Annotated in this window: 17 protein-coding genes; 10 read left to right on the top strand and 7 right to left on the bottom strand. The window is 70.6% G+C overall.

The features are described from left to right. Positions 1 to 80: 80 nt before the first annotated feature. Positions 81 to 2,006, top strand: coding sequence for a DNA helicase RecQ (gene recQ, locus OG707_RS16210; RefSeq protein ID WP_329118786.1), 1,926 nt, complete (start codon positions 81 to 83; stop codon positions 2,004 to 2,006). A gap of 16 nt (positions 2,007 to 2,022) precedes the next feature. On the opposite strand, the gene OG707_RS16205 is transcribed toward recQ, so the two are convergent. Both OG707_RS16205 and fahA read right to left on the bottom strand, forming a co-directional pair. Then, the gene (locus OG707_RS16205; RefSeq protein WP_329118784.1) at positions 2,023 to 2,670 is read right to left on the bottom strand and encodes a GOLPH3/VPS74 family protein; all 648 of its coding nucleotides are present in this window, start codon (positions 2,668 to 2,670) and stop codon (positions 2,023 to 2,025) included. Continuing rightward, positions 2,667 to 3,896: a fumarylacetoacetase gene (gene fahA, locus OG707_RS16200; RefSeq protein ID WP_329118782.1), complete on the bottom strand. Its 1,230-nt coding sequence runs from the start codon at positions 3,894 to 3,896 to the stop codon at positions 2,667 to 2,669. Before fahA ends, OG707_RS16205 begins: the two co-directional genes overlap by 4 nt. 179 nt (positions 3,897 to 4,075) lie before the next feature. On the opposite strand from fahA, the gene OG707_RS16195 reads away from it, so the two are divergent. From OG707_RS16195 to OG707_RS16185, 3 genes are all read left to right on the top strand, one after another. Beyond that, positions 4,076 to 5,332 (top strand): carboxylate--amine ligase, encoded by a 1,257-nt coding sequence (locus tag OG707_RS16195; protein WP_329118779.1) that lies wholly within the window; start codon positions 4,076 to 4,078, stop codon positions 5,330 to 5,332. A gap of 62 nt (positions 5,333 to 5,394) precedes the next feature. Continuing rightward, positions 5,395 to 6,585 carry an NAD(P)-binding domain-containing protein gene (locus OG707_RS16190; RefSeq protein ID WP_329118778.1) on the top strand — a complete coding sequence of 397 codons (1,191 nt, stop codon included), beginning with the start codon at positions 5,395 to 5,397 and terminating at the stop codon, positions 6,583 to 6,585. A 54-nt stretch (positions 6,586 to 6,639) separates the two neighbouring features. After that, the gene (locus OG707_RS16185; RefSeq protein ID WP_329118776.1) at positions 6,640 to 7,530 is read left to right on the top strand and encodes an aminoglycoside phosphotransferase family protein; all 891 of its coding nucleotides are present in this window, start codon (positions 6,640 to 6,642) and stop codon (positions 7,528 to 7,530) included. Here OG707_RS16185 and OG707_RS16180 read toward each other — a convergent pair. Both OG707_RS16180 and OG707_RS16175 read right to left on the bottom strand, forming a co-directional pair. Then, the gene (locus OG707_RS16180) at positions 7,527 to 8,078 is read right to left on the bottom strand and encodes a DinB family protein (protein WP_329118774.1); all 552 of its coding nucleotides are present in this window, start codon (positions 8,076 to 8,078) and stop codon (positions 7,527 to 7,529) included. The two genes, OG707_RS16185 and OG707_RS16180, sit on opposite strands and share 4 nt — an antisense overlap. A 33-nt stretch (positions 8,079 to 8,111) precedes the next feature. Continuing rightward, positions 8,112 to 8,705: a TetR/AcrR family transcriptional regulator gene (locus OG707_RS16175; protein ID WP_329118772.1), complete on the bottom strand. Its 594-nt coding sequence runs from the start codon at positions 8,703 to 8,705 to the stop codon at positions 8,112 to 8,114. 104 nt (positions 8,706 to 8,809) lie between these two features. On the opposite strand from OG707_RS16175, the gene OG707_RS16170 reads away from it, so the two are divergent. Next, positions 8,810 to 9,814, top strand: coding sequence for an ABC transporter permease (locus tag OG707_RS16170; RefSeq protein WP_329118771.1), 1,005 nt, complete (start codon positions 8,810 to 8,812; stop codon positions 9,812 to 9,814). A 6-nt stretch (positions 9,815 to 9,820) separates the two neighbouring features. Here the strand turns inward: OG707_RS16170 and OG707_RS16165 are convergent, their stop codons facing one another. Together OG707_RS16165 and OG707_RS16160 are read right to left on the bottom strand one after the other, a co-directional pair. Continuing rightward, entirely contained in the window at positions 9,821 to 11,812 is a 1,992-nt protein-coding gene (locus OG707_RS16165) for a CocE/NonD family hydrolase (protein WP_329118770.1), read from the bottom strand. Between the two features lie 10 nt (positions 11,813 to 11,822). After that, positions 11,823 to 13,325, bottom strand: a complete 1,503-nt coding sequence (locus tag OG707_RS16160) for a peptide MFS transporter (protein ID WP_443071339.1) — start codon at positions 13,323 to 13,325, stop codon at positions 11,823 to 11,825. 177 nt (positions 13,326 to 13,502) lie between these two features. Here OG707_RS16160 and OG707_RS16155 point away from each other — a divergent pair, with 177 nt between their 5' ends. Beyond that, entirely contained in the window at positions 13,503 to 14,513 is a 1,011-nt protein-coding gene (locus OG707_RS16155) for a polyprenyl synthetase family protein (RefSeq protein WP_329118769.1), read from the top strand. A gap of 13 nt (positions 14,514 to 14,526) precedes the next feature. Here the strand turns inward: OG707_RS16155 and OG707_RS16150 are convergent, their stop codons facing one another. Next, entirely contained in the window at positions 14,527 to 15,063 is a 537-nt protein-coding gene (locus tag OG707_RS16150) for a hypothetical protein (protein WP_329118767.1), read from the bottom strand. Positions 15,064 to 15,241: 178 nt separating this feature from the next. Between OG707_RS16150 and OG707_RS16145 the strand changes: the two genes are divergently transcribed. The 4 genes from OG707_RS16145 (at position 15,242) to OG707_RS16130 (ending at position 19,600) form a co-directional block, all read left to right on the top strand. Further along, on the top strand, positions 15,242 to 16,222 hold the full coding sequence (locus OG707_RS16145; protein ID WP_329118765.1) for a CHRD domain-containing protein: 981 nt from the start codon (positions 15,242 to 15,244) through the stop codon (positions 16,220 to 16,222). Positions 16,223 to 16,445: 223 nt separating this feature from the next. Beyond that, on the top strand, positions 16,446 to 17,672 hold the full coding sequence (locus OG707_RS16140; protein WP_329118763.1) for a LolA family protein: 1,227 nt from the start codon (positions 16,446 to 16,448) through the stop codon (positions 17,670 to 17,672). Between the two features lie 133 nt (positions 17,673 to 17,805). Continuing rightward, positions 17,806 to 18,741, top strand: coding sequence for an ABC transporter ATP-binding protein (locus OG707_RS16135; RefSeq protein WP_329118761.1), 936 nt, complete (start codon positions 17,806 to 17,808; stop codon positions 18,739 to 18,741). Further along, positions 18,728 to 19,600 carry an ABC transporter permease gene (locus OG707_RS16130; protein ID WP_329118759.1) on the top strand — a complete coding sequence of 291 codons (873 nt, stop codon included), beginning with the start codon at positions 18,728 to 18,730 and terminating at the stop codon, positions 19,598 to 19,600. The genes OG707_RS16135 and OG707_RS16130 overlap by 14 nt, the downstream gene beginning before the upstream one ends. The last annotated feature ends 188 nt before the right edge of the window (positions 19,601 to 19,788 follow it).

Genomic DNA, 19,788 nt, shown 5'->3' with positions numbered 1-19,788 from the left:
CTTTGTCAGTGCGGGGCCCTATCGTGGCTGGAGTGATGGGCACGGCGGGTACGACGGGGGACAGAGTGATGGGTGCGGCGATGGACACGCAGAGCGAGGCGCTGCAGACCCTGCACCGCGTCTTCGGGTACGACGCCTTCCGGGGCGAGCAGGAAGCGGTCATCGAGCAGGTGATCGGGGGCGGTGACGCCGTCGTCCTGATGCCGACCGGTGGCGGAAAGTCCCTCTGCTATCAGATCCCGGCACTGGTCAGACCCGGTACGGGCGTCGTCGTCTCGCCGCTGATCGCGCTGATGCAGGACCAGGTGGACGCGCTGCGGGCGCTCGGAGTGCGCGCCGGGTTCATCAACTCCACGCTCGACTTCGACCAGCGGCGGACCGTGGAGGCCGAGCTGCTCGCCGGGGAGCTCGACCTGCTGTATCTGGCGCCGGAGCGGCTGCGCGTCGAGTCGACGCTGGACCTGCTGTCGCGGGCCAAGATCTCGCTCTTCGCGATCGACGAGGCGCACTGTGTGGCCCAGTGGGGCCACGACTTCCGGCCCGACTATCTGGCGCTCTCTCTGCTGGGCGAGCGGTGGCCCGACGTACCGCGGATCGCGCTCACGGCCACCGCGACGCGGGCCACGCACCAGGAGATCACCCAGCGGCTCGGGATGCCGGACGCCCGGCACTTCGAGGCGGGCTTCGACCGGCCGAACATCCAGTACCGCATCGTGCCGAAGGCCGAGCCCAAGAAGCAGCTGCTCTCCTTCCTGAAGGAGGAGCACGCGGGCGACGCGGGCATCGTGTACTGCCTGTCGAGGGCCTCGGTGGAGAAGACCGCCGAGTTCCTCTGCAAGAACGGGATCGAGGCGGTGCCGTACCACGCGGGGCTCGACGCGGGCACGCGCGCGATCCACCAGTCGCGCTTCCTGCGCGAGGAGGGCCTCGTCGTCGTCGCGACCATCGCCTTCGGGATGGGCATCGACAAGCCCGATGTGCGCTTCGTGGCCCACCTGGACCTGCCGAAGTCGGTCGAGGGGTACTACCAGGAGACGGGGCGTGCGGGGCGCGACGGGCTGCCGTCCACGGCGTGGATGGCGTACGGACTCCAGGACGTCGTCCAGCAGCGGAAGATGATCCAGAGCGGGGAGGGCGACGAGACCTTCCGGCGGCGGGCCGCGTCCCATCTGGAGTCGATGCTGGCGCTCTGCGAGACGGCCGGGTGCCGGCGGGCGCAACTGCTCGGGTACTTCGGCCAGGAGGCGGTCGCGCCGTCCTGCGGGAACTGCGACACCTGCCTGACGCCGCCCGAGACGTGGGACGGGACGGTCCCGGCGCAGAAGCTGCTCTCCACGGTGGTGCGGCTGGAGCGGGAGCGGCGCCAGAAGTTCGGTGCGGGCCAGATCATCGACATCCTGACGGGGAAGAAGACCGCGAAGGTCATCCAGTTCGATCATGATCAGCTGTCGGTCTTCGGGATCGGGGAAGACCTCAGCGACACCCAATGGCGGGGTGTGGTCCGCCAGTTGCTCGCCATGGGGCTGCTCGCGGTCGAGGGGGAGTACGGCACGCTGGTGCTCACCGAGACCAGTGGGCAGGTGCTGGGCCGGGAGCGGGAAGTGCGGCTGCGCAAGGAGGCCGAGCGGCCCGTGCGGGTGCGGGGCGATCGGTCGGAGAAGAAGGCGAAGGCGGCTGTCGATCTGCCGGAGGCGGCGGTGCCGGTCTTCGAGGCGCTGCGGGCCTGGCGCGGGGCGCAGGCCAAGGAGCTGGGCGTGCCCGCGTATGTGATCTTCCACGATGCGACGCTGCGGGAGATCGCCACGTTGCGGCCAGGATCGCTGGAGACGCTCGGCACGATCGGCGGGCTCGGCGAGAAGAAGCTGGCGACGTACGGGGAAGGGGTGCTGGGGGTGGTCGGAGAGTTCACGGGGGCCGTGCCCGATACCAGTGGCGGCGCGACGGGGGACTTCGAGCCCCCGGAGGACTTCGGGGACTTCGAGCCCCCGGAGGACTACGAGGGCTGACCGGCAGGGCGCGGGATCAGCTGCTGCTGCTCTCGCTGGACTTGTCCTGGCGTACGTTGCGCAGGACCGCGTCCGGCGCCCACTCGTGGCGCAGGCGCGAGCGCAGCGACGAGCGGGCGCGCCAGCCGCTGCCGGGGAACGCGCCGGTCAGGTCGACGGCCAGCGCGAACGCGGCCAGGAGGCTGCTGCGGCGGTCCGGGAAGCCCGCCGCCTCCGCCTGCGCGAAGCGCGTCCTGACCAGCGCCGACCACCCGGCGGGGCCTGCCGGGTGGCGGACGTACGGGAAGATCCCCAGGGCGCGGCGGCGCTCCCTGCGCAGGACGCCGCGCTGCACCAGGTCGTCGAGGTACAGGCCCTCGACGCTGCGGCCCTCGCGGCGCACCCAGCGCCGGGCGTTCGCCGCACCCGAGAAGCGGCTCTTGCCGGGCGGTGGCAGCGTGTTGAGGACCACCGCCAGCCGCCGGTCCTCGGGCGGGATCGGCTCCACCACCGCCACCCGCCCCCGGTCCTCCGCGATCCGGCCCTGGAGCTCCAGCTCCGCGAGGGCCGCGCCCGCCATCCCGTACTCCAGGAAGCGGTTGCGGCAGGCCGGCTTGCCCCGGACCGGGTCCAGGGCGAGCAGTAGCAGCTCCTCGGGGAGCGTGAGGTCCGGGGCCGGGTTCATGACGTGACGGGAGCGATCCGGCCGGTGACCTCGCCCAGGCCGACCCTGGTGCCGTCCGGGCCCGGGGCCCAGGCGGTCATGGTGACCACGTCGCCGTCCTCCAGGAACGTCCGCTTGCCCGTGGGGAGTTCGAGGGGCTCGGTGCCGTTCCAGGTGAGCTCCAGGAGCGAGCCGCGCTGCTCCTGGGCCGGGCCGCTGACCGTGCCGGAGCCGTAGAGGTCGCCCGTACGGAGCGAGGCGCCGTTCACCGTCATGTGCGCCAGCATCTGGGCCGCGGTCCAGTACATGGTGGAGAAGGGCGGGGAGGAGACCGTTTCGCCGTTCAGCGTGACCGTGATGTGGAGGTCCAGGCCGCCGGGCTCCTCCTCCTCGGCGTCGTCCAGGTAGGGGAGGAGCGCGAACTCCCGTGCGGGGGGCGCCACTCGCGCCGCGTCCAGGGCCTCCAGTGGTGTCACCCAGGCCGAGACCGACGTGGCGAAGGACTTGCCGAGGAAGGGGCCGAGCGGCACGTACTCCCAGGCCTGGAGGTCGCGCGCCGACCAGTCGTTGAGCAGCTGCACGCCGAAGACATGGTCGCGGAAGGCGGCGAGCGGAACCGGTCGCCCCTGCTCCGACGGTACGCCGACGACGAAGCCGACCTCCGCCTCGATGTCCAGCTTCACCGAAGGGCCGAAGACCGGCGCCGGGTCGGACGGGGCCTTGCGCTGGCCCGACGGGCGCACCACGTCCGCGCCGGAGGCCACGACAGTGCCTGAGCGGCCGTGGTAACCGATCGGCAGATGCTTCCAGTTGGGGGTGAGCGCGTCGCCGTCCGGCCGGAAGATCCTGCCGACGTTGGTGGCGTGGTGCTCGCTCGCGTAGAAGTCGACGTAGTCGGCGACCTCGTACGGAAGGTGCAGCGTGACCGCGGACAGCGGGTGCAGCAGCGGCTCGATGTCGGGGCGGTGCGCCGGCACCGTGACCCAGGCGGTCAGCGCGCGCCGCACGTCGCGCCAGGCCGTACGGCCCGCCGCCAGCAGGGGGTTGAGCGAAGGCCGGTCAAGGAGCTTCGCGTACGGAGAGCCCAGCACGAGGGCTGCCGCTCCCGCGTCCAGTACGTGGTCGCCTATGCGGACTCCGACCCGTCGGCGGTCGGGAGAATCGGCGGTGGAGAAGACTCCGTACGGGAGGTTGTGCGGACCGAAGGGGTCGCCCTCGGGGAGGTCGAGCGGGCTCTGCTCGGGCATGGGGTACTGCCTCGCTTTCCGGATCTCGTTGTCAGACACGTTACGTGGGCAATGGTTGCGGCGACAGGCGCTAAAGAGTTCGTAATGTCCGGAAAATACGCGCCGGAATGGACGATTCCCCCCGTAGCGTCCACTTCGGGGAGCGACCGGGGTGGGGCCCGGGGCCATAGGGGGGACACGTGGCGAGCCGTAGCACTCTGTTCACGCCGGACCGTGACGTACCAGGCCTGATCGTGAAAATAGGGAACTATCCGCTGCACCATGGAGGAGTCGGGGCGATCCGCAGTCTCGGGCGACTCGGCGTACCGATGTACGCGGTGACCGAGGACCGGTGGACACCGGCGGCCCAATCCCGGTATCTGGAACGGGCGTTCGTCTGGCCGACGACCGGCAAGGAGGAGCCCGGGCAGTTGGTCGACGGGCTGCTGAGGATCGGACGCCGTATCGGCAGACCGACCGTCCTGATACCGACCGACGAGGAAGCGGCGGTCCTCGTCGCCGAGCACCAGGACGTACTGGCGGGACCCTTTCTCTTCCCGCGCGTGGAGGCCGCGCTTCCGCGCCGGCTCGCCAGCAAGCAGGGCCTGCACGAGCTGTGCATCGAGCACGGGGTGGCCTCTCCGGCGTCCGCGTTCCCTGATTCGTACGCCGACATAGAGGAGTTCGCGGCGCACGCCCGCTTCCCGGTCGTCGCCAAGAACCGCGAGGCGTTCGTCCGCCGACGGCAGCCCGCCGTCATCGGCACCACCCGGATCCCGGACGCGGAGCATCTGCTGACCCTCGCCGCGCGCTGGGGGGAGCACCCCGGGGTGATCCTCCAGGAGTACCTGCCGCGCGAGGACGCCGAGGACTGGATCGTGCACGCCTACTTCGGCGCGGACGCCGAGCCCCTCGCCCTGTTCACCGGGGTCAAGGTGCGGTCCTGGCCGCCGCATGCGGGAATGACGGCCCTTGCTTATGTGGTCGACAATCCGGAACTTTCCGCCCTGGCCGCGCAGTTCATCAAGCAGATCGGTTTCAGCGGGGTGGTCGACCTGGACCTCCGCTTCGACCGGCGCGACGGGCAGTACAAGCTGCTGGACTTCAATCCGAGGATGGGGGCGCAGTTCCGCCTCTTCGAGAACGAGTCGGGGGTGGATGTCGTACGGGCGCAGCATCTGCATCTGACCGGCCGCAAGGTGCCCGAGGGGGAGCAACGGGCCGGTCACCGCTATCTGGTGGAGAACATCGACCTGCCCGCGCTGGCGGCCTACCGGCGCAGCGGATACACCACCCCGCACGCGCCGGAGCGGGCGAGCGGGACGGAGCTGGCCTGGTTCGCGGCGGACGACGTCCGGCCGCTGTTCGCCATGGCCGCGCGGCTCGTCGGGCCGGGCCTCAAACATCTGTACCAGCTGTGGCGCTCGACCACGCGCCGCGGCGCCGTCGTCAAATAACGCAGGTGCAACAGCAGTTGAGCGCCGGCCGAGGGGTCGGCACCCTGGGGAGGGGACTGCACGTGATTCGTCCGGTAGCTGTCATCGGGGCGGGGCCCTACGGTCTGTCGACCGCCGCCCATCTGCGGGCGCGGGGCATCCCGGTCCGCGTCTTCGGATCGACCATGGTGAGCTGGCGCGAGAAGATGCCCGCCGGGATGCTCCTCAAGTCGACCCCCGTCGCATCGAACATCGACGCACCCCAGCCGGGGCACGGCCTGGTCGACTTCTGTGCCGACACGGGCATCACCCGGTACGAGTCGGACTGGGACCTCATCCCGGTCGAGGACTTCGCGGCGTACGGGCAGTGGTTCGCCGACAGGCTTCTTCCGGATCTGGAGGCGGTCAGGGTCGTCTCCGTGGAGCGGGCGCCGGGCTCCGCCCCCGGGTTCACCCTCAAGCTCGACTCCGGCGAGACCTTCGATGCACGGGCGGTCGTCGTCGCCACCGGCCTTTCGGGCCTGGCCAGGATGCCGCGCGAACTCGAACCCCTCGCGGACACCGGCCTCGTCTCGCACGCCTCGCACCACCGCGACCTCACCCGCTTCGCCGGCCAGGACGTGGTCGTCGTCGGCGCCGGCCAGTCGGCCCTGGAGAACGCGGTCCTGATGGCGGAGGCGGGCGCCCGGGTGCGGATCATCGCCCGCCGCCGCGGCGCGGTGGCCTTCGGCGACGCCCCGGACCGCCAGCCGCGGCTGACCCCGGTCACCCCGTTCGGCAACGCCTGGTCCCTGTACGCCTTCTCGTACCACGCCACGCACTTCCGCCACCTGCCCGCACCAGCCCGCCACTACCTCGTCCGCCGGGTGCTCGGCCCGCTCGGCGCCTGGTGGCTGCGCGACCGCTTCACGGGCAGCGTCCAGGTCACCGACGGCCGCCGCCCGGTCCGCGCGCGGGTCGAGGACGGCCGCCCGGTCCTGACCCTCAGCGGCGGCGGCCCCTCGTCCCGCCTCGCCGCCGACCACGTCATGGCCGCCACCGGCTACCGCATGGACGCCACGTCCCTGGACTTCCTGGGCCACGGCCTGCGCGCCGCGCTCTCCACCACCCGGGGCGCCCCGGTCCTGGACGCCGGGTACGGATCGTCCGTCCCCGGCCTGTACTTCACGGGGCTGCCGGCGGCGGCGTCCTTCGGCCCGGTGATGCGGTTCGTGGTGGGCACCGAGTACGCGTCGCCGCGCCTCGCGCATTCCGTTGCGAAGCTGGAGCGGTGAAACCCCTTCCCCGAGCGGGCCCGCTTCGAAAGCGGCGACACGTAGGGTCCCTCCATGTCCGCACCGAAGATGCACGCCGACGAGGCCGACATCGACTCCGCTCTCGTACGGCGCCTGCTCGCCGCCCAGTTCCCGCAGTGGTCCGGGCTGCCCGTGACGCGTTTCCCCTCCTCCGGGACGGTCAACGCGGTCTACCGGCTCGGTGACGAGCTGGCCGTACGGCTGCCCCGCATCGCCTCCGGCGTCGACGGTGTCGCGGTCGAGCAGCGGTGGCTGCCGTCCCTCGCCCCGCAGTTGCCGGTCGGCATTCCCGACGTCCTCGGCAAGGGTGTGCCCGGCGAGGGCTATCCCTGGCTGTGGTCCGTCTGCACCTGGCTGGACGGCGGCAATCCGGATCCGGACGATCTCTCGGACCCGGTCCAACTCGCCAAGGATCTGGCCGAGTTCATCGTCGCCCTCCAGCGGATCGACCCCGCCGAAGGCCCGCCCGCCTACCGCGGCGGTCGGCTCGGAGAGGTCGACGCCGAGACCCGCGCCGCGATCGCCGAGCTGGACGAACTGAACATGATCGACGCGCAGGCCGCCACCGCCGCCTGGGAGGAGTCGCTGCACGCCCCCGCGTGGACGGGACCGCCGGTCTGGCTCCACTCCGACCTGATGCCCGGCAATCTCCTGACCGCCGACGGCCGGCTGACCGGTGTCATCGACTTCGGCACCCTGGGCATCGGCGACCCGGCCGCCGATCTGCTCCCCGCCTGGAACCTGCTCCCGCCCCAGGCCCGCACCGCCTTCCGCGACGCGCTCGCGCCCGACGACGCGACCTGGCTGCGAGGGCGCGGCTGGGCCCTGTCGATGTCGCTGGTCATGCTGCCGTACTACCGCGACACCAACCCGGCGATGGCGGACAACGCCCGCCACGTCATCGCCCAAGTCCTGCCGGACTAGAGCCCCTTGGCCCCGTCGATCCGCTCCCTGAGCAGATCGGCGTGGCCGTTGTGGCGCGCGTACTCCTCGATCATGTGGATCAGGACCCAGCGCAGCGACACCGTCCCGAGCCACGGGTTCTGCCCCTCGACGTCCAGGTCGGGCGCCTCCTCGACATACCGCTCGGCGAAGGCCACCTCCGCACGCCACGCCTCCCACGCCTCCGCGACGACGGCCGCATCGGCCACGGCGCCGTCGAAGTCCTCGTCGGGGTTCTCCTCCGTGAAGAAGAGCCGCGGCACGTCCTGCCCGGCCAGCGCCTGCCGGAACCACCGCCGCTCCACGCCCGCCAGGTGCCGTACGAGACCGAGCAGCGACAGCGTGGACGGCTCCACGGAGCGCCGGGCCAGCTCCTTCTCCAGGCCGGAGCACTTCGTCACCAGCGTCGCGCGCTGCGCGGCCAGGAAGTCGGCGAGCATGCGCCGCTCGTCACCGGTCGTCCGCGGATAGAGGCTGAGGTACTGGGCTTCGTCGACGAAGAACTCGGCTCGTCTGCTGGGACTCGTCATGCCCGCCATCATCGGTGCGGCCTGCCGGAACCCTCAACTCCCTTTCCCCATGGACGTCAGCGCCCGCAGTCCGTTCTCGATCTCCTCGATCGGCGCCTCGCCGAACAGCGCGACCTGGGCGACGAATCCCTGTGCCAGCGCGATCATCGTGCGGGCCACGTGCTCGGCGGGGATGTCGTCCCGCATGAGCCCCTGCTCCTGGTACCTCTCGACGATTTTCACCCAGAGCGTCCGCATCTCCACGAAGGTCGAGCGCAGGACGTCGGACAGCTCCTGGTTGCGCAGTGTCTCCGTCCAGACCTGGATGACCAGGTGGGCGTGGGTGTCCGTGTCGAGCACGCGCCGCATCACGGTGCCGATCAGATCGGCCGGAAGAGGGGCCGGGTCCAGCGCCGCCGCCGTTTCGTACCCTTCGAAAACCGTGCGCATCACGTCCGTGGCGATGGCGACGATGATCTCGTCCTTGCCGCGGAAGTAGCGGTAGACGGCCCCGGCCGAGAGCCCGACCTCCTGGAGGACGTCCTGCATGGACGTGGCGTGGAAGCCGTTACGGGCAAAGCAGCGGGCCGCGCCGTCGAGGATCTGGCTGCGGCGGGCGTCGAGGTGTTCCTGGGATACGCGGGCCATGGTCCCAAAGTAAAGCGAACGTTCGTTCTTGACAAGAATCCAGCCCCCGGTGCAGGGTTCTGTCATCTAAAACGAACGATCCTTCGCTTTGAAATGAGACCGGTATGGCTGCCACGCCGCCCTCCCTCACTCGCCGAAAGACGATCACCGCCGTCGTCCTGATCCCGGTGATCGCCGCCGTCGTGCTCTGCCTCTTCGCCTGGCCCACCGCTCGCACCGCCCCCCGCGACCTGCCGCTCGGCGTCGCCGGAGCCCCGGCCGCCACCGCGCAGCTCCAGCAGGAGCTGGCCGGGCAGGGGAGCGCCTTCGAGGTGCACCGTTACGCCGACGAGGCTGCGGCCCGCACCGCGATCGAGGACCGGGACGTGTACGGCGCACTGGTCGTCACCCCGCAGGGCCCGCGCCTGCTCACCGCGTCGGCCGCGAGCCCCGTGGTCGCCCAGCTCCTCCAGAAGGCCGCCGCCGAGATGTCGCCCTCCGGCGCCGCGATACCCGTCACCGACGTGGTCGCCCCGCCCGCCGCCGACCCGCGCGGAACCGCCCTGACCTCCAGCGTCCTGCCGCTGGCCATGGCCGGCATGGCGGCCGGCGTGATCGTCACGCTCTTCGGGCTGCGCGGGATCCGGGCCGTGGCCGCCCTCGTGGTCGCATCCGCCCTGGTGGGCGGGGCCGCCGCGGCCGTCACCGACAGCTGGCTCGGGGTGTTCGCGGGTTCGTGGTGGCGCGAGGCCGGTGCGCTCGGTCTGGCCGTCCTGGCGATCGGCGGGATCGTGGCGGGTCTGGCCGCGCTCCTCGGATCGCGGGGCATCGGGCTCGGAGCCGTGCTGACCATGCTCGTCGGCAATGCCTTCTCCGGCGCGGGCAGCGCACCCCAGCTGCTGCCCGAACCGGCAGGCGTGATCGGCCAGTTGCTGCCCCCGGGCGCGGCCGCGACCCTGCTGCGGTCGGTCGCGTACTTCGACGGCCGGGCCGCCCTGGTCCCGGCCCTGACCCTCGGCGCCTGGGCCGTGCTCGGCATCGTAGGGATCATGATCGGCGGCAGGCGGGGACGTACGGCCGAGACCGCCGAAGTCCCCGCCCCCGCACCGGTGTTGCAGCCTGTCGCCTGACCCCGCTCACCCCGCCTCGCGCGGGATGCGCTTCTCCCAGGTCCGGTGGAAGACCACCTCGTCGCCCTCCTTGCAGGTCACCTCGTTGGAGGTGATGAAGTCGGTCTCGTCGCAGGTGATTTCGGAGCGGGTCTCCACCCGTACGTCCCACGACAGTTCGGGCCGCCGCAGCCCGATCTTCCACTCGGACTTCGTACGGGCCGACAGCGGGTCCGCCTCGTTGATCTCGTACGTCTCCAGGGCGTCCTCGGTGAACTCCAGGCCGTCCGGGTAGATCCGCGTCCCGCCGTAGCGCGGGTCCACCTCCAGGCGCCAGTTGCCCGCCGCCACGTCGCGGATCACCAGGCGCTCGGGCCGCTGGTCGGGGTTGTCCGGGAACACCACGCCCAGCGGCGCCGACTCCTCCGCCTCGCCGAACACGATGGCGTCGTCCGTCGTCGGGGTCCGCACCGGCAGCTCCACGGAGCTCGCCGCCGGGTCCAGCGTGAAGCCCTCCGCGTCCGGCTGCGGCCAGATCCAGGGCCAGTACGCGGACGAGACCGCGAGCCGGATCCGGTGGCCCGGCGGGAAGGTGTGCCCGATGCCGTTGAGCTCGAAGGTGACCTCCTCCGTGGCACCCGGGGTCCACGGGACCGCCTTGTCGCGGCCGTGGCGCGCCGAGAGGTTCAGGGCGCCGCGCGTGACCAGCGTCGAGGAGCCGTCCGTCGCCACGTCGCACAGGCGCGCGATGACCTGCCCGCGCGGTACGTCGGAGCGCAGCGTGAGCGTCACCTTCGGGCGGCCCAGGATCTCGATCGGCGCGTACCGGACGGGGAACTCGAAGCACACCGACTTGGCGTCCTCGTCGCGCTGGTCGGGCGGCAGGTCGGAGTCGTTGCCGAAGGGGAAGAAGCGGCCGGCGTCCAGGCCGGTGTTCTGGGGGGAGCGCACGCGCACCGGATCGCCCTGGAAGCCGTACGTCTCGGGCGTGACGTGCGGCGAGGGCCACGAGTTGTCGCCGACCCAGCGGCCGGGCAGTTCGGGGTACGTCGTCGCCGGGGGGTGCGACTTGCTGATCCAGGAGCGGAGGAGGGGCTCCGTCATGACGCCGGAGTCCTCGTCCTTCAGCCAGTGGTCCCACCAGCGCAGGGTCTCCTGGAGGAAGCCGATCGCAGGCCCCGGGGGCAGCCCGCGGTCCGGGTACTGGTGCGACCAGGGGCCGATGATCCCGCGTACCCGCGAGGGATCCAGATGCTGCACCAGACGCAGCACGGTGTCCCGGTACGGGTCGTGCCAGCCGCCCACCGCGAGCACCGACGCCTTGATCGCCGAGTAGTCCTCGCAGACGCTGCCGTGTTTCCAGTACGCGTCACGGGTCTGGTGCGCCAGCCACGTATGGATGAACGGGTCAACCGCCTCAAGCCGCTTCAGCCACATGTCCCGCCAGGCGTCGCCCACTTGGGCCGGGTCCGGCGGGCGCGAGACGAAGGCGAGCATGGTGGCCGCCCAGGCGTGCATGTCGACGGCGAGGACGGAGCCGCCCATGTAGTGCACGTCGTTGTCGTAGCGGTCGTCCGCCGAGCAGACCGTGACGATCGCCTTCAGCGGCTCGGGGGCGAGAGCCGCGATCTGGAGCGAGTTGAAGCCGCCCCAGGAGATCCCGAACATGCCCACTTTCCCCGAGCACCAGGGCTGCTCCGCAAGCCAGTTGACGACCGCGACACCGTCCGCGAGCTCCTGCGCGTCGTACTCGTCGCCCGGCATCCCGAGCGAGTTCCCGTGCCCGCGCACATCGACGCGCACCGAGGCGTATCCGTGGCCCGCGTACCAGGGGTGGCGCTGCCAGTCGCGCGGCGCGGTCCAGTCGCTGAGGCGGTACGGGAGGTATTCGAGCAGCGCCGGTACGGGTTCGGGGCCGGTGGGCCGCCAGATCCTCGCGTAGAGGTGCGTGCCGTCGGGGAGCGGGATCCAGACGTCGTCGCGCCGGGTCTGTGACGGGAACTCCGTGCGTATCTGCATCAGTTACCACCTAGTGGACGGGGTGCATGGTGCGCTTGAGCCAGGGGGCGGCCGCGATCACGGCGAGACCGGCTGCCACGGCGATCGCGCCGTTGACGCCGAAGTAGGCGGGGTTCGAGACATGGCCGTAGAGCTTCACGACCTGGGCCTGGATGCCGTTGGCGAGGGCCAGGGAGAGGAACCAGAGCGCCATCGTCTGGCTGGCGAAGGCCTTGGGGGCGAGCTTCGTGGTGGCCGACATGCCCGAGGTCTCCAGGAGGATGTCACCGAGCCCGAGCAGGAAGTACGAGCCGACGATCCACCAGACCGACATCATCCAGTCGTCGCCGGTGCGTCCGATCGTGGCCGGGACCATGATCAGGAAGGAGAGACCACCGAGGATCGTGCCGAAGGCGATCTTGTTGGACGCGTGCGGCTGGCGCTTGCCCATCCTGACCCAGAGGGCCGCGACGACGGGGGCGAGGGCGACCTCGAAGGCGCCGAGCGCGGAGGCGTACCAGCTGGCCGGGAAGTGGAAGCCGAAGATCTCCGTCTGGGCGTTGGACGCCGCGATCAGCATCATCGTCGAGTACGCCTGGAAGAGGATGAAGTTGAAGACGACCGAGGCCAGGAACAGGACGATGTAGGGGCGCAGGCGCCCGCGCTCCTCGCTGGTGACCCTGGGGCTCTTGAACATCACCGTGAAGTACACGACCGGCGCGATCACCGAGATGATGGTGAGCATGTCCACGGTGCGGTCGATCGTCAGGACGCCGACCAGCGCGAGGACCGTGCAGAGCACGGCCACCGCGAGCAGCCCGCCGATGAGCAGACGGACTGTCCTGCGCATCTTCTCCGGCGGCAGGGCCTGCTCGGCGTGGCCCGTGCGGCCGGCGATGGTCCTCCGGCCGAGTACGTACTGGATCAGGCCGAAGGTCATCCCGATCGCGGCCGCCGAGAAGCCCCAGTGCCAGCCCTTGTGGTCGCCCAGCCAGCCGGTGACCAGCGGCCCGAGGAAGGCGCCGATGTTGATGCACATGTAGTAGAGGGCGAAACCGGCGTCGCGGCGCTCGTCGGCGGTGCGGTAGAGCTTGCCGACCAGGGTGGCGACGTTGGGCTTGAGGAGGCCGGTGCCGAAGGAGATCAGGCCGAGGCCGACCCAGGTCATGGTGTTGGTCGGGACGGCCATGGCGTAGTGGCCGCAGGCGATGAGGATGCCGCCGTAGAGGACCGCGCGGTACGAGCCGAGGATCCGGTCGGCGAGCCAGCCGCCCGCCACGGAGACCAGATAGACCATGGTTCCGTACGCTGCGGAGATCGAGGCGGCGGTCCCCGGGTCCATCCCCATGCCGTCGTCGGCGACCGAGGCGGAGAAGTAGAGGACAAGAATGGCCTGCATCCCGAGGAACGAGAAACGTTCCCAGATTTCGAGACCCGAGAGGGTCATCAGGCCGCGGGGCTGACCGAAGAAGGAGTGGTCGTCACCTGGCTGAGGTGTTGGCGGCGTCGGGGACACCGTTTCCGTTCCGGACAAAAGCCCCACTCCTTGCGGTAGCAGCTTTTCCAGAACATACCGGGCACGATCCGAGTGCGCTCGGGCAGCGCGGGCAGGTGCCCTCTGTGATCGAACAGCGACCGGATACGCTGACTTGAGTGATGGCAGCGACACATCGACAATCCGTGTGATCGTCAGCAGACAGGAGAGCCCCTCGTGACCGTCGTCGGGTCGTTCGGACTGAGCGTGCGGGACCAGGCACTTGAGGCCGATGTCCAGGCCGGATTGGCGGCAGTCGAGGCGGGACTGCTCGAGGCCACCAAAAGCGAGGTCCCCTTCATCACGGAGGCCGCCCAACACCTTCTGATGGCCGGGGGCAAGCGCTTTCGCCCGCTGCTGGTGATGCTGGCCTCGCAGTTCGGCGACCCCTATGCGCCGGGTGTGGTGCCCTCGGCCGTTGTCGTCGAGCTGACGCATCTGGCGACGCTGTACCACGACGACGTGATGGACGAGGCGGACGTGCGCCGCGGGGTGGACAGCGCCAATTCGCGCTGGGGCAACTCCCTCGCCGTCCTCACGGGTGATTTCCTCTTCGCGCGCGCCTCCCACATCCTGGCCGACCTCGGCCCCGAGGCCGTACGGATCCAGGCCGAGGCCTTCGAGCGGCTCGTCACCGGGCAGATCCTGGAGACCGCGGGGCCGCGCGACGGCCGCGACCCGGTCGACCACTACATGGACGTCCTGTCCGGCAAGACCGGCTCACTGATCGCCGTCTCCGGGCGCTTCGGGGCCATGATGGCCGGCGCCGACGAGGGCGTCGTCGACATCCTCACCCAGTACGGGGAGCGGCTCGGTATCGCCTTCCAGCTCGCCGACGACGTCCTGGACATCGCCAGCGACACCCAGGAGTCGGGCAAGACGCCAGGCACCGACCTGCGCGAGGGCATCCCGACGCTGCCGGTGCTCTACCTGCGCGCCCAGGCCGAGGCGTACGGCCGCCCCGACGACCTGGCGCTGATCGAGCTGATCGACGGGGACCTGAGCGACGACGTACGGCTGCGCGAGGCGGTGCTGCGGCTGCGGGCCCACCCGGCGCTGGAGCGGGCCCGTCAGGACGCCGTGCGGTACGCGGAGGAGGCGCGGGCGACGCTCGGGCCGCTGCCCGAGGGGTACGCCAAGACCTCCCTCGCCGAGCTGTGCGGTGTCGTGGTGCACCGCGTCGGCTGACCCTGCCCGGCTCTCAGTACCCTCCGCCGCTGCTGGAACTGTCGCCGCCGCCCTGGGCCTTCGCGCCCGTCGGGGTCGCGGCGAACCAGGTGCCGCCCACGCCCTGTCCGTACGCCTCGCGCGGCTCGTCGTCCTTCGCGTACGTGTAGAGCGGCCAGCCCGCGAGGGTCAGCTGCTTGGTGCCGTCCGCGCGGGTGACCGTACCGACGAGGGACTTGTCGATGCCCTGGATCGAGACCGAGGAGCCGGTGGCGACGGCGGGCGGCCACAGGGCCGCGCAGTCGCCGGTGCAGTTGGATGCCGGGGGCTTCGCGGTGTCCTTGTCGAAGCGGTAGAGCACGAATCCCTTGGCGTTGGTGACGACCGTGCCGACCTTGTCCACCTTGGCGGTGGAGAGGTCCGCGGCGGCCGTAGTCGAGGTGGCGGTCGGCGTTTTTGTGCTGGAACCGGAGCTTGATCCGCTGCCGCAGCCGGTGGCCGCGAGGGCGAATCCGGCGACTGCGGTGGCGGCGTAGATGCCGATGCGGTGGCTGTTCCTGCTGGTGAGCATGGCGTTCCCCCTAAGTGGTGCCGTTCTTGCTCTCACCCGGGGGTACGGATTCCGGAGCCTGTGCACTCACTGTGAGCCAGGTCACATTATTGGATTGAGTCCAGGGTGAGATTCGATCCGTACCCATGCCCAGAAGCTGACGCAGGGGGCGTCGGCGCCGGTACGGGGAGAATCTGTCATGAAGCGCACCAAGGCCATCGTTGTCGGTACGACCGCCGTCGCCGCGGCGGCGGGCATCACCTTCGCGGTACTGCCGGCCTCGGCGGACAGCGGGAACGCGCAGCACGAGGGGCACGGCACCGGGGTCGCCGTACAGAGCGGGACCACCACCGACCACAGCAGCGGCGGCGACCTCTTCGTCGCGTCGATGCGGGGCGCCAACGAGGTGCCGGTGCAGGGGAAGCCCGCCGTCGGGGACCCCGACGGAGTCGCTCTGGAGTTCGTCAAGGTCAAGGGCGACCGGGTCTCCGTCACCGTCAAGTGGCGGGCCACGGGGAAGCCCACCATGCTCCACATCCACCAGGGCGTACGCGGCACCAACGGCGACGTCAGGATCGACTTCGGCGGTCTGCTCGGGCGCTCGCACGACCAGCGCGTCACCGGCACGGTCCGGGTGAAGGACAAGGCGCTGCTGACCGCGCTGAAGAGCGACCCGACGAGCTTCTACGCCAACCTGCACACCGAGCAGTTCCCCGGCGGCGCCGTGCGCGGCCAGCTCCACAAGGTCACCCGGACCGACGACTTCTCGGACGCCGCGGCCAACTTCCAGGCCTCGGTGGTCCAGGGCCGGCAGATCTACGAATGCAAGAAGGGCGACGACGGGAAGTTCGCGTTCCTCCAGCGCGATGTAAGGGCCACGCTCGGCGGGAACATCCAGCACTTCTTCACCGCCCCCAACTCCGGCACCCCGGCCTGGCGCGCCCAGGACCGCAGCGCCGTCACGGGCGCGGTGATCACCAAGACGCCCAACGGGGACCGCAACATCCCCGAACTGGATCTGCGGGCGACGCAGGCAGGACGCGGTGGCGGGCTGCTCTCCCGTACGGGCGAGATCTTCCGGCTGAACACCGTGGGCGGCGTCGCACCGGCCGGGGCGTGCAGCCCGGGGGCGGTCGTGGGGGTCCCGTACTTCGCGGACTACGTCTTCGTCCGGCGCTGACCGGTCCGGGGCAGGTGCCGGCGCGACCCCTACTGGACGGGGGAGCGCCGGCGCCTCCGTGTCATCCCATAGCAGTACGCGGAGTTGCTCCCGCGGTCTGACGCTTTCCCGTGGCCGATTTGGTCGGATAGAGAGCACCACACCACACCAATTCGGGTGAGAATGGCGGCGAGGGGTGGACGAGTGCAACCGGACGGAGCGCCGCCGACCACGGAGGGCACACATGGCACCGAACGACAGCGCAGAGGCCACCGAAGAGGCCACGGACCTGGCCGCGGGGCGCCGGAAGGCGGCACGCTATCTCGTCCCGGTCGCGATTGCCGGCGTGGCGGCGGCGACCATCGGCCTCGTGCCGGCGCTCGCCAGCTCGGGTGACCCCAATCTGCCGAAGATCACCGCAGAAGAACTCATCGCCAAGATCGCCGCTTCGGACACCGAGCAGCTGTCCGGCAACGTCAAGGTCAGCACGGACCTCGGCCTGCCGTCGCTGGGCGGCCTCGGGGGCGGCTCCTTCGCACCCGGCGGAGCATCCGGCGGGGACAAGGGCGGATCGGCCTCGCCCACGTCGAAACTGACCGAACTCGCCGCCGGTACGCACACGTTGCGCATCGCCGCCGACGGTCCTGACCGGCAGAAGGTCTCCATCCTGGAGAACGCGGCCGAGTACAGCCTGATCCACAACGGCAAGGACATCTGGGGCTACGACTCCAAGTCCAACGAGGCGTTCCACGCGACGACGGAGAAGTCCGCCGCGAGCCCCGAGAAGAGCGCGGGCGCCGACATGACCCCGAAGGCCCTCGCCGACGAGGCGCTGAAGGCCGCGGACCCGACGACGTCGGTCACGGTCGACGGCACGGCGCAGGTGGCCGGCCGGGACGCGTACCAACTCCTCATCACGCCCAAGCAGTCGGGTACGACGGTGGGTGCGATCCGGATCGCGGTCGACGCGAAGACCGGCACCCCGCTGAAGTTCACGCTGACCCCGAGCGGGGGCGGCAAGGCGGTGGTGGACGCGGGCTTCACGAGGGTGGACTTCTCGAAGCCTTCGGCCTCCACGTTCGACTTCACCCCGCCGAAGGGCGCGAAGGTGACGGAGGGCGACGAGCAGAAGGCGCCCGAGGGCCTGGACCGGGCGAAGGGCTCCGACCTCGGCAAGGGCTTCGACAAGGGCGACGGGATGAAGGTGATCGGCAAGGGCTGGACGTCGATCGCGTCCTTCGACACGGGCGGCCAGGGCCTGAACGCCCCGGACCAGGGCAAGGGGAGCGGCAAGGGCTCCGGCGACGCGCAGAGGTTCCTGGACTCGCTCGGCGACAAGGTGACGGGCAAGTTCGGCTCGGGCACGGTGTTCCACACGCGCCTGATCAACGCGCTGATGACGGACGACGGCAAGATCTACGTCGGCGCGGTCGACAAGGCATCGCTGGTGGCAGCGGCCAACGCAAATTGAGCCCCTCCGGCGATTGAGGAGCGGGGTCCGGGGCGGAGCCCCGGTGGGGGTCTGCGCTGGCGGGGTCGCACCCTGTCGCGCGGACCCCGCTAGCCTGGGCCGCACCGGGCGACGCTCACGAGGGGGACACGCGATGACCGACTCCGTCATAGAGACCCGCGGCCTCACCAAGCGTTTCCGCGGCGGCCAACTCGCCGTGAACCAGCTCGACTTGACCGTCCCCCGCGCCAGCGTCTTCGGCTTCCTCGGGCCCAACGGCTCCGGCAAGACCACCACCATCCGCATGCTGATGGGCCTCATCGCGCCAACTTCCGGCACCGCGAGCCTCCTCGGCCGCCCCATGCCCGCCGCATCCCGCGCCGTCCTGCCCCGCGTCGGCGCGCTCATCGAGGGTCCCGCCCTCTACGGCTTCCTCTCCGGCCGCGACAACCTGATCCGCTACGACGCGGCCGACCCCGACGCCGACCCCCGTACGCGCCGCACCCGCGTCGAGACCGCCCTCGACCGGGTCGGGCTCACCGCCGCCGCGGGCAAGAAGTCCAAGGCGTACTCCCTCGGCATGAAGCAGCGCCTCGGTCTCGCCGCCGCCCTCCTCCAGCCCCGCGAGCTCCTCGTCCTGGACGAGCCGACCAACGGCCTCGACCCGCAGGGCATGCGCGAAATCCGGGCCCTCATCAGGGAGTTGGCCGCCGACGGCACCACCGTCTTCCTCTCCTCGCACCTCCTCGACGAGATCGAGCAGGTCTGCACCCACGCCGCCGTCATGGCCCAGGGCCGCCTCATCACCCAGGGCCCGGTCGCCGAGCTCGCGGCACGCAGCCGCCTCGCCGTCACCACGCCCGACCCCGCCGACGCGGCCCGCGTCCTCAAGGAGCTCGGTGCGACGGACGTCACCGTCACCGAGCATCGCATCACCGCCGAACCGCCGCCCGGAGACGGCGACTTGGCGGACCTGAACGCCGCACTCGTCCGCGCAGGCGTCCGCGTCCGCTCCTTCGGCATGGAGCGCGCGAGCCTGGAGGACGCCTTCGTGGCACTCACCGGAGAGGGTTTTGATGTCGCAGGCTGAGCTCAGAGCAACGCCCCGCGCGCTGCGTTCCCTGGGGCTGTTCCGTTCCGAGATCGTCACCACGCTCCGCCGCTGGCGCACGCTCGCGCTGCTCGCCTGCCTGGCCGCCGTACCGATCCTCATCGGCGTGGCCGTCAAGATCGAGACCGGCAGTGGCGGCACCGCCGGCAGTCCGAACAACGGCGAAGGCCCCGCCTTCATCGCCCAGATCACCAACAACGGCCTGTTCCTGGTCTTCGCCGCCCTGGCCGCGACCCTCCCGGTCTTCCTCCCGATGGCGATCGGCGTCATCGCGGGCGACGCGATCGCGGGCGAGGCCAACTCCGGAACCCTGCGCTATCTCCTGGTCGCGCCGGCCGGCCGCACCCGGCTGCTGTTCGCCAAGTACGTCTCCACGCTCACGTTCTGCCTGATCGCGACGCTCGTCGTGGCCCTGGCCGCGCTCTCCACGGGTGCCGTGCTCTTCCCGCTCGACGACGTCACCACACTCTCCGGCACCCAGATCTCGCTCTCGCAGGGGCTCGGCCGCGCCTTCCTCATCGCGCTCGTCGTCGCCGCGTCACTCATCGGAGTGGCAGCGCTCGGGCTCTTCATCTCGACGCTCACGAACAGCGGCATCGCGGCGATGGCGGCCACCGTCGGCCTGCTGATCACGGTGCAGATCGTGGACCAGATCCCGCAGCTGCACGCGGTCCACCCGTATCTCTTCCCGCACTACTGGCTGTCCTTCGCGGACCTGCTGCGCGACCCGGTCTACTGGGATCAGATCCTCAAGAACCTGGGGCTGCAGGGGCTGTACGCGGCCGTCTTCGGCTCCGCGGCCTGGGCGCGCTTCTCGGCGAAGGACATCGCCGCCTGAAGTTCTGAGGCCACGAAGCGCCGGATACGAGGGTCCGAGGCGGTACGTGCCGTGGCGGAGAAGCCGTCCCCCGACGCGGCCCGACACGACACGTACCGTTTCCTCGGACGCTCATTCTCGGATTTTGACCTTCCGCTGTCAACACGCTACGTATCGTTCTCCCCAGTACCTCCCCATAGACTCCAGTA

Origin of the sequence: Streptomyces sp. NBC_01465, from assembly GCF_036227325.1 — a bacterium.
Taxonomy (GTDB): Bacteria; Actinomycetota; Actinomycetes; order Streptomycetales; family Streptomycetaceae; genus Streptomyces.
Note: the sequence above shows the minus strand (reverse complement) of the source record. Positions and strands in the feature narration are given on the sequence as shown.

Bases quoted from the DNA above. Each gene is read 5' to 3' on its own strand.
- OG707_RS16135 (WP_329118761.1), top strand. From the start codon at position 17,806: ATGACCGACTCCGTCATAGAGACCCGCGGCCTCACCAAGCGTTTCCGC.
- OG707_RS16175 (WP_329118772.1), bottom strand. From the start codon at position 8,705: ATGGCCCGCGTATCCCAGGAACACCTCGACGCCCGCCGCAGCCAGATC.
- recQ (WP_329118786.1), top strand. From the start codon at position 81: ATGGACACGCAGAGCGAGGCGCTGCAGACCCTGCACCGCGTCTTCGGG.
- OG707_RS16140 (WP_329118763.1), top strand. From the start codon at position 16,446: ATGGCACCGAACGACAGCGCAGAGGCCACCGAAGAGGCCACGGACCTG.
- OG707_RS16130 (WP_329118759.1), top strand. From the start codon at position 18,728: ATGTCGCAGGCTGAGCTCAGAGCAACGCCCCGCGCGCTGCGTTCCCTG.
- OG707_RS16165 (WP_329118770.1), bottom strand. From the start codon at position 11,812: ATGCAGATACGCACGGAGTTCCCGTCACAGACCCGGCGCGACGACGTC.
- OG707_RS16185 (WP_329118776.1), top strand. From the start codon at position 6,640: ATGTCCGCACCGAAGATGCACGCCGACGAGGCCGACATCGACTCCGCT.
- OG707_RS16150 (WP_329118767.1), bottom strand. From the start codon at position 15,063: ATGCTCACCAGCAGGAACAGCCACCGCATCGGCATCTACGCCGCCACC.
- OG707_RS16145 (WP_329118765.1), top strand. From the start codon at position 15,242: ATGAAGCGCACCAAGGCCATCGTTGTCGGTACGACCGCCGTCGCCGCG.
- OG707_RS16170 (WP_329118771.1), top strand. From the start codon at position 8,810: ATGGCTGCCACGCCGCCCTCCCTCACTCGCCGAAAGACGATCACCGCC.
- OG707_RS16180 (WP_329118774.1), bottom strand. From the start codon at position 8,078: ATGACGAGTCCCAGCAGACGAGCCGAGTTCTTCGTCGACGAAGCCCAG.
- OG707_RS16205 (WP_329118784.1), bottom strand. From the start codon at position 2,670: ATGAACCCGGCCCCGGACCTCACGCTCCCCGAGGAGCTGCTACTGCTC.
- fahA (WP_329118782.1), bottom strand. From the start codon at position 3,896: ATGCCCGAGCAGAGCCCGCTCGACCTCCCCGAGGGCGACCCCTTCGGT.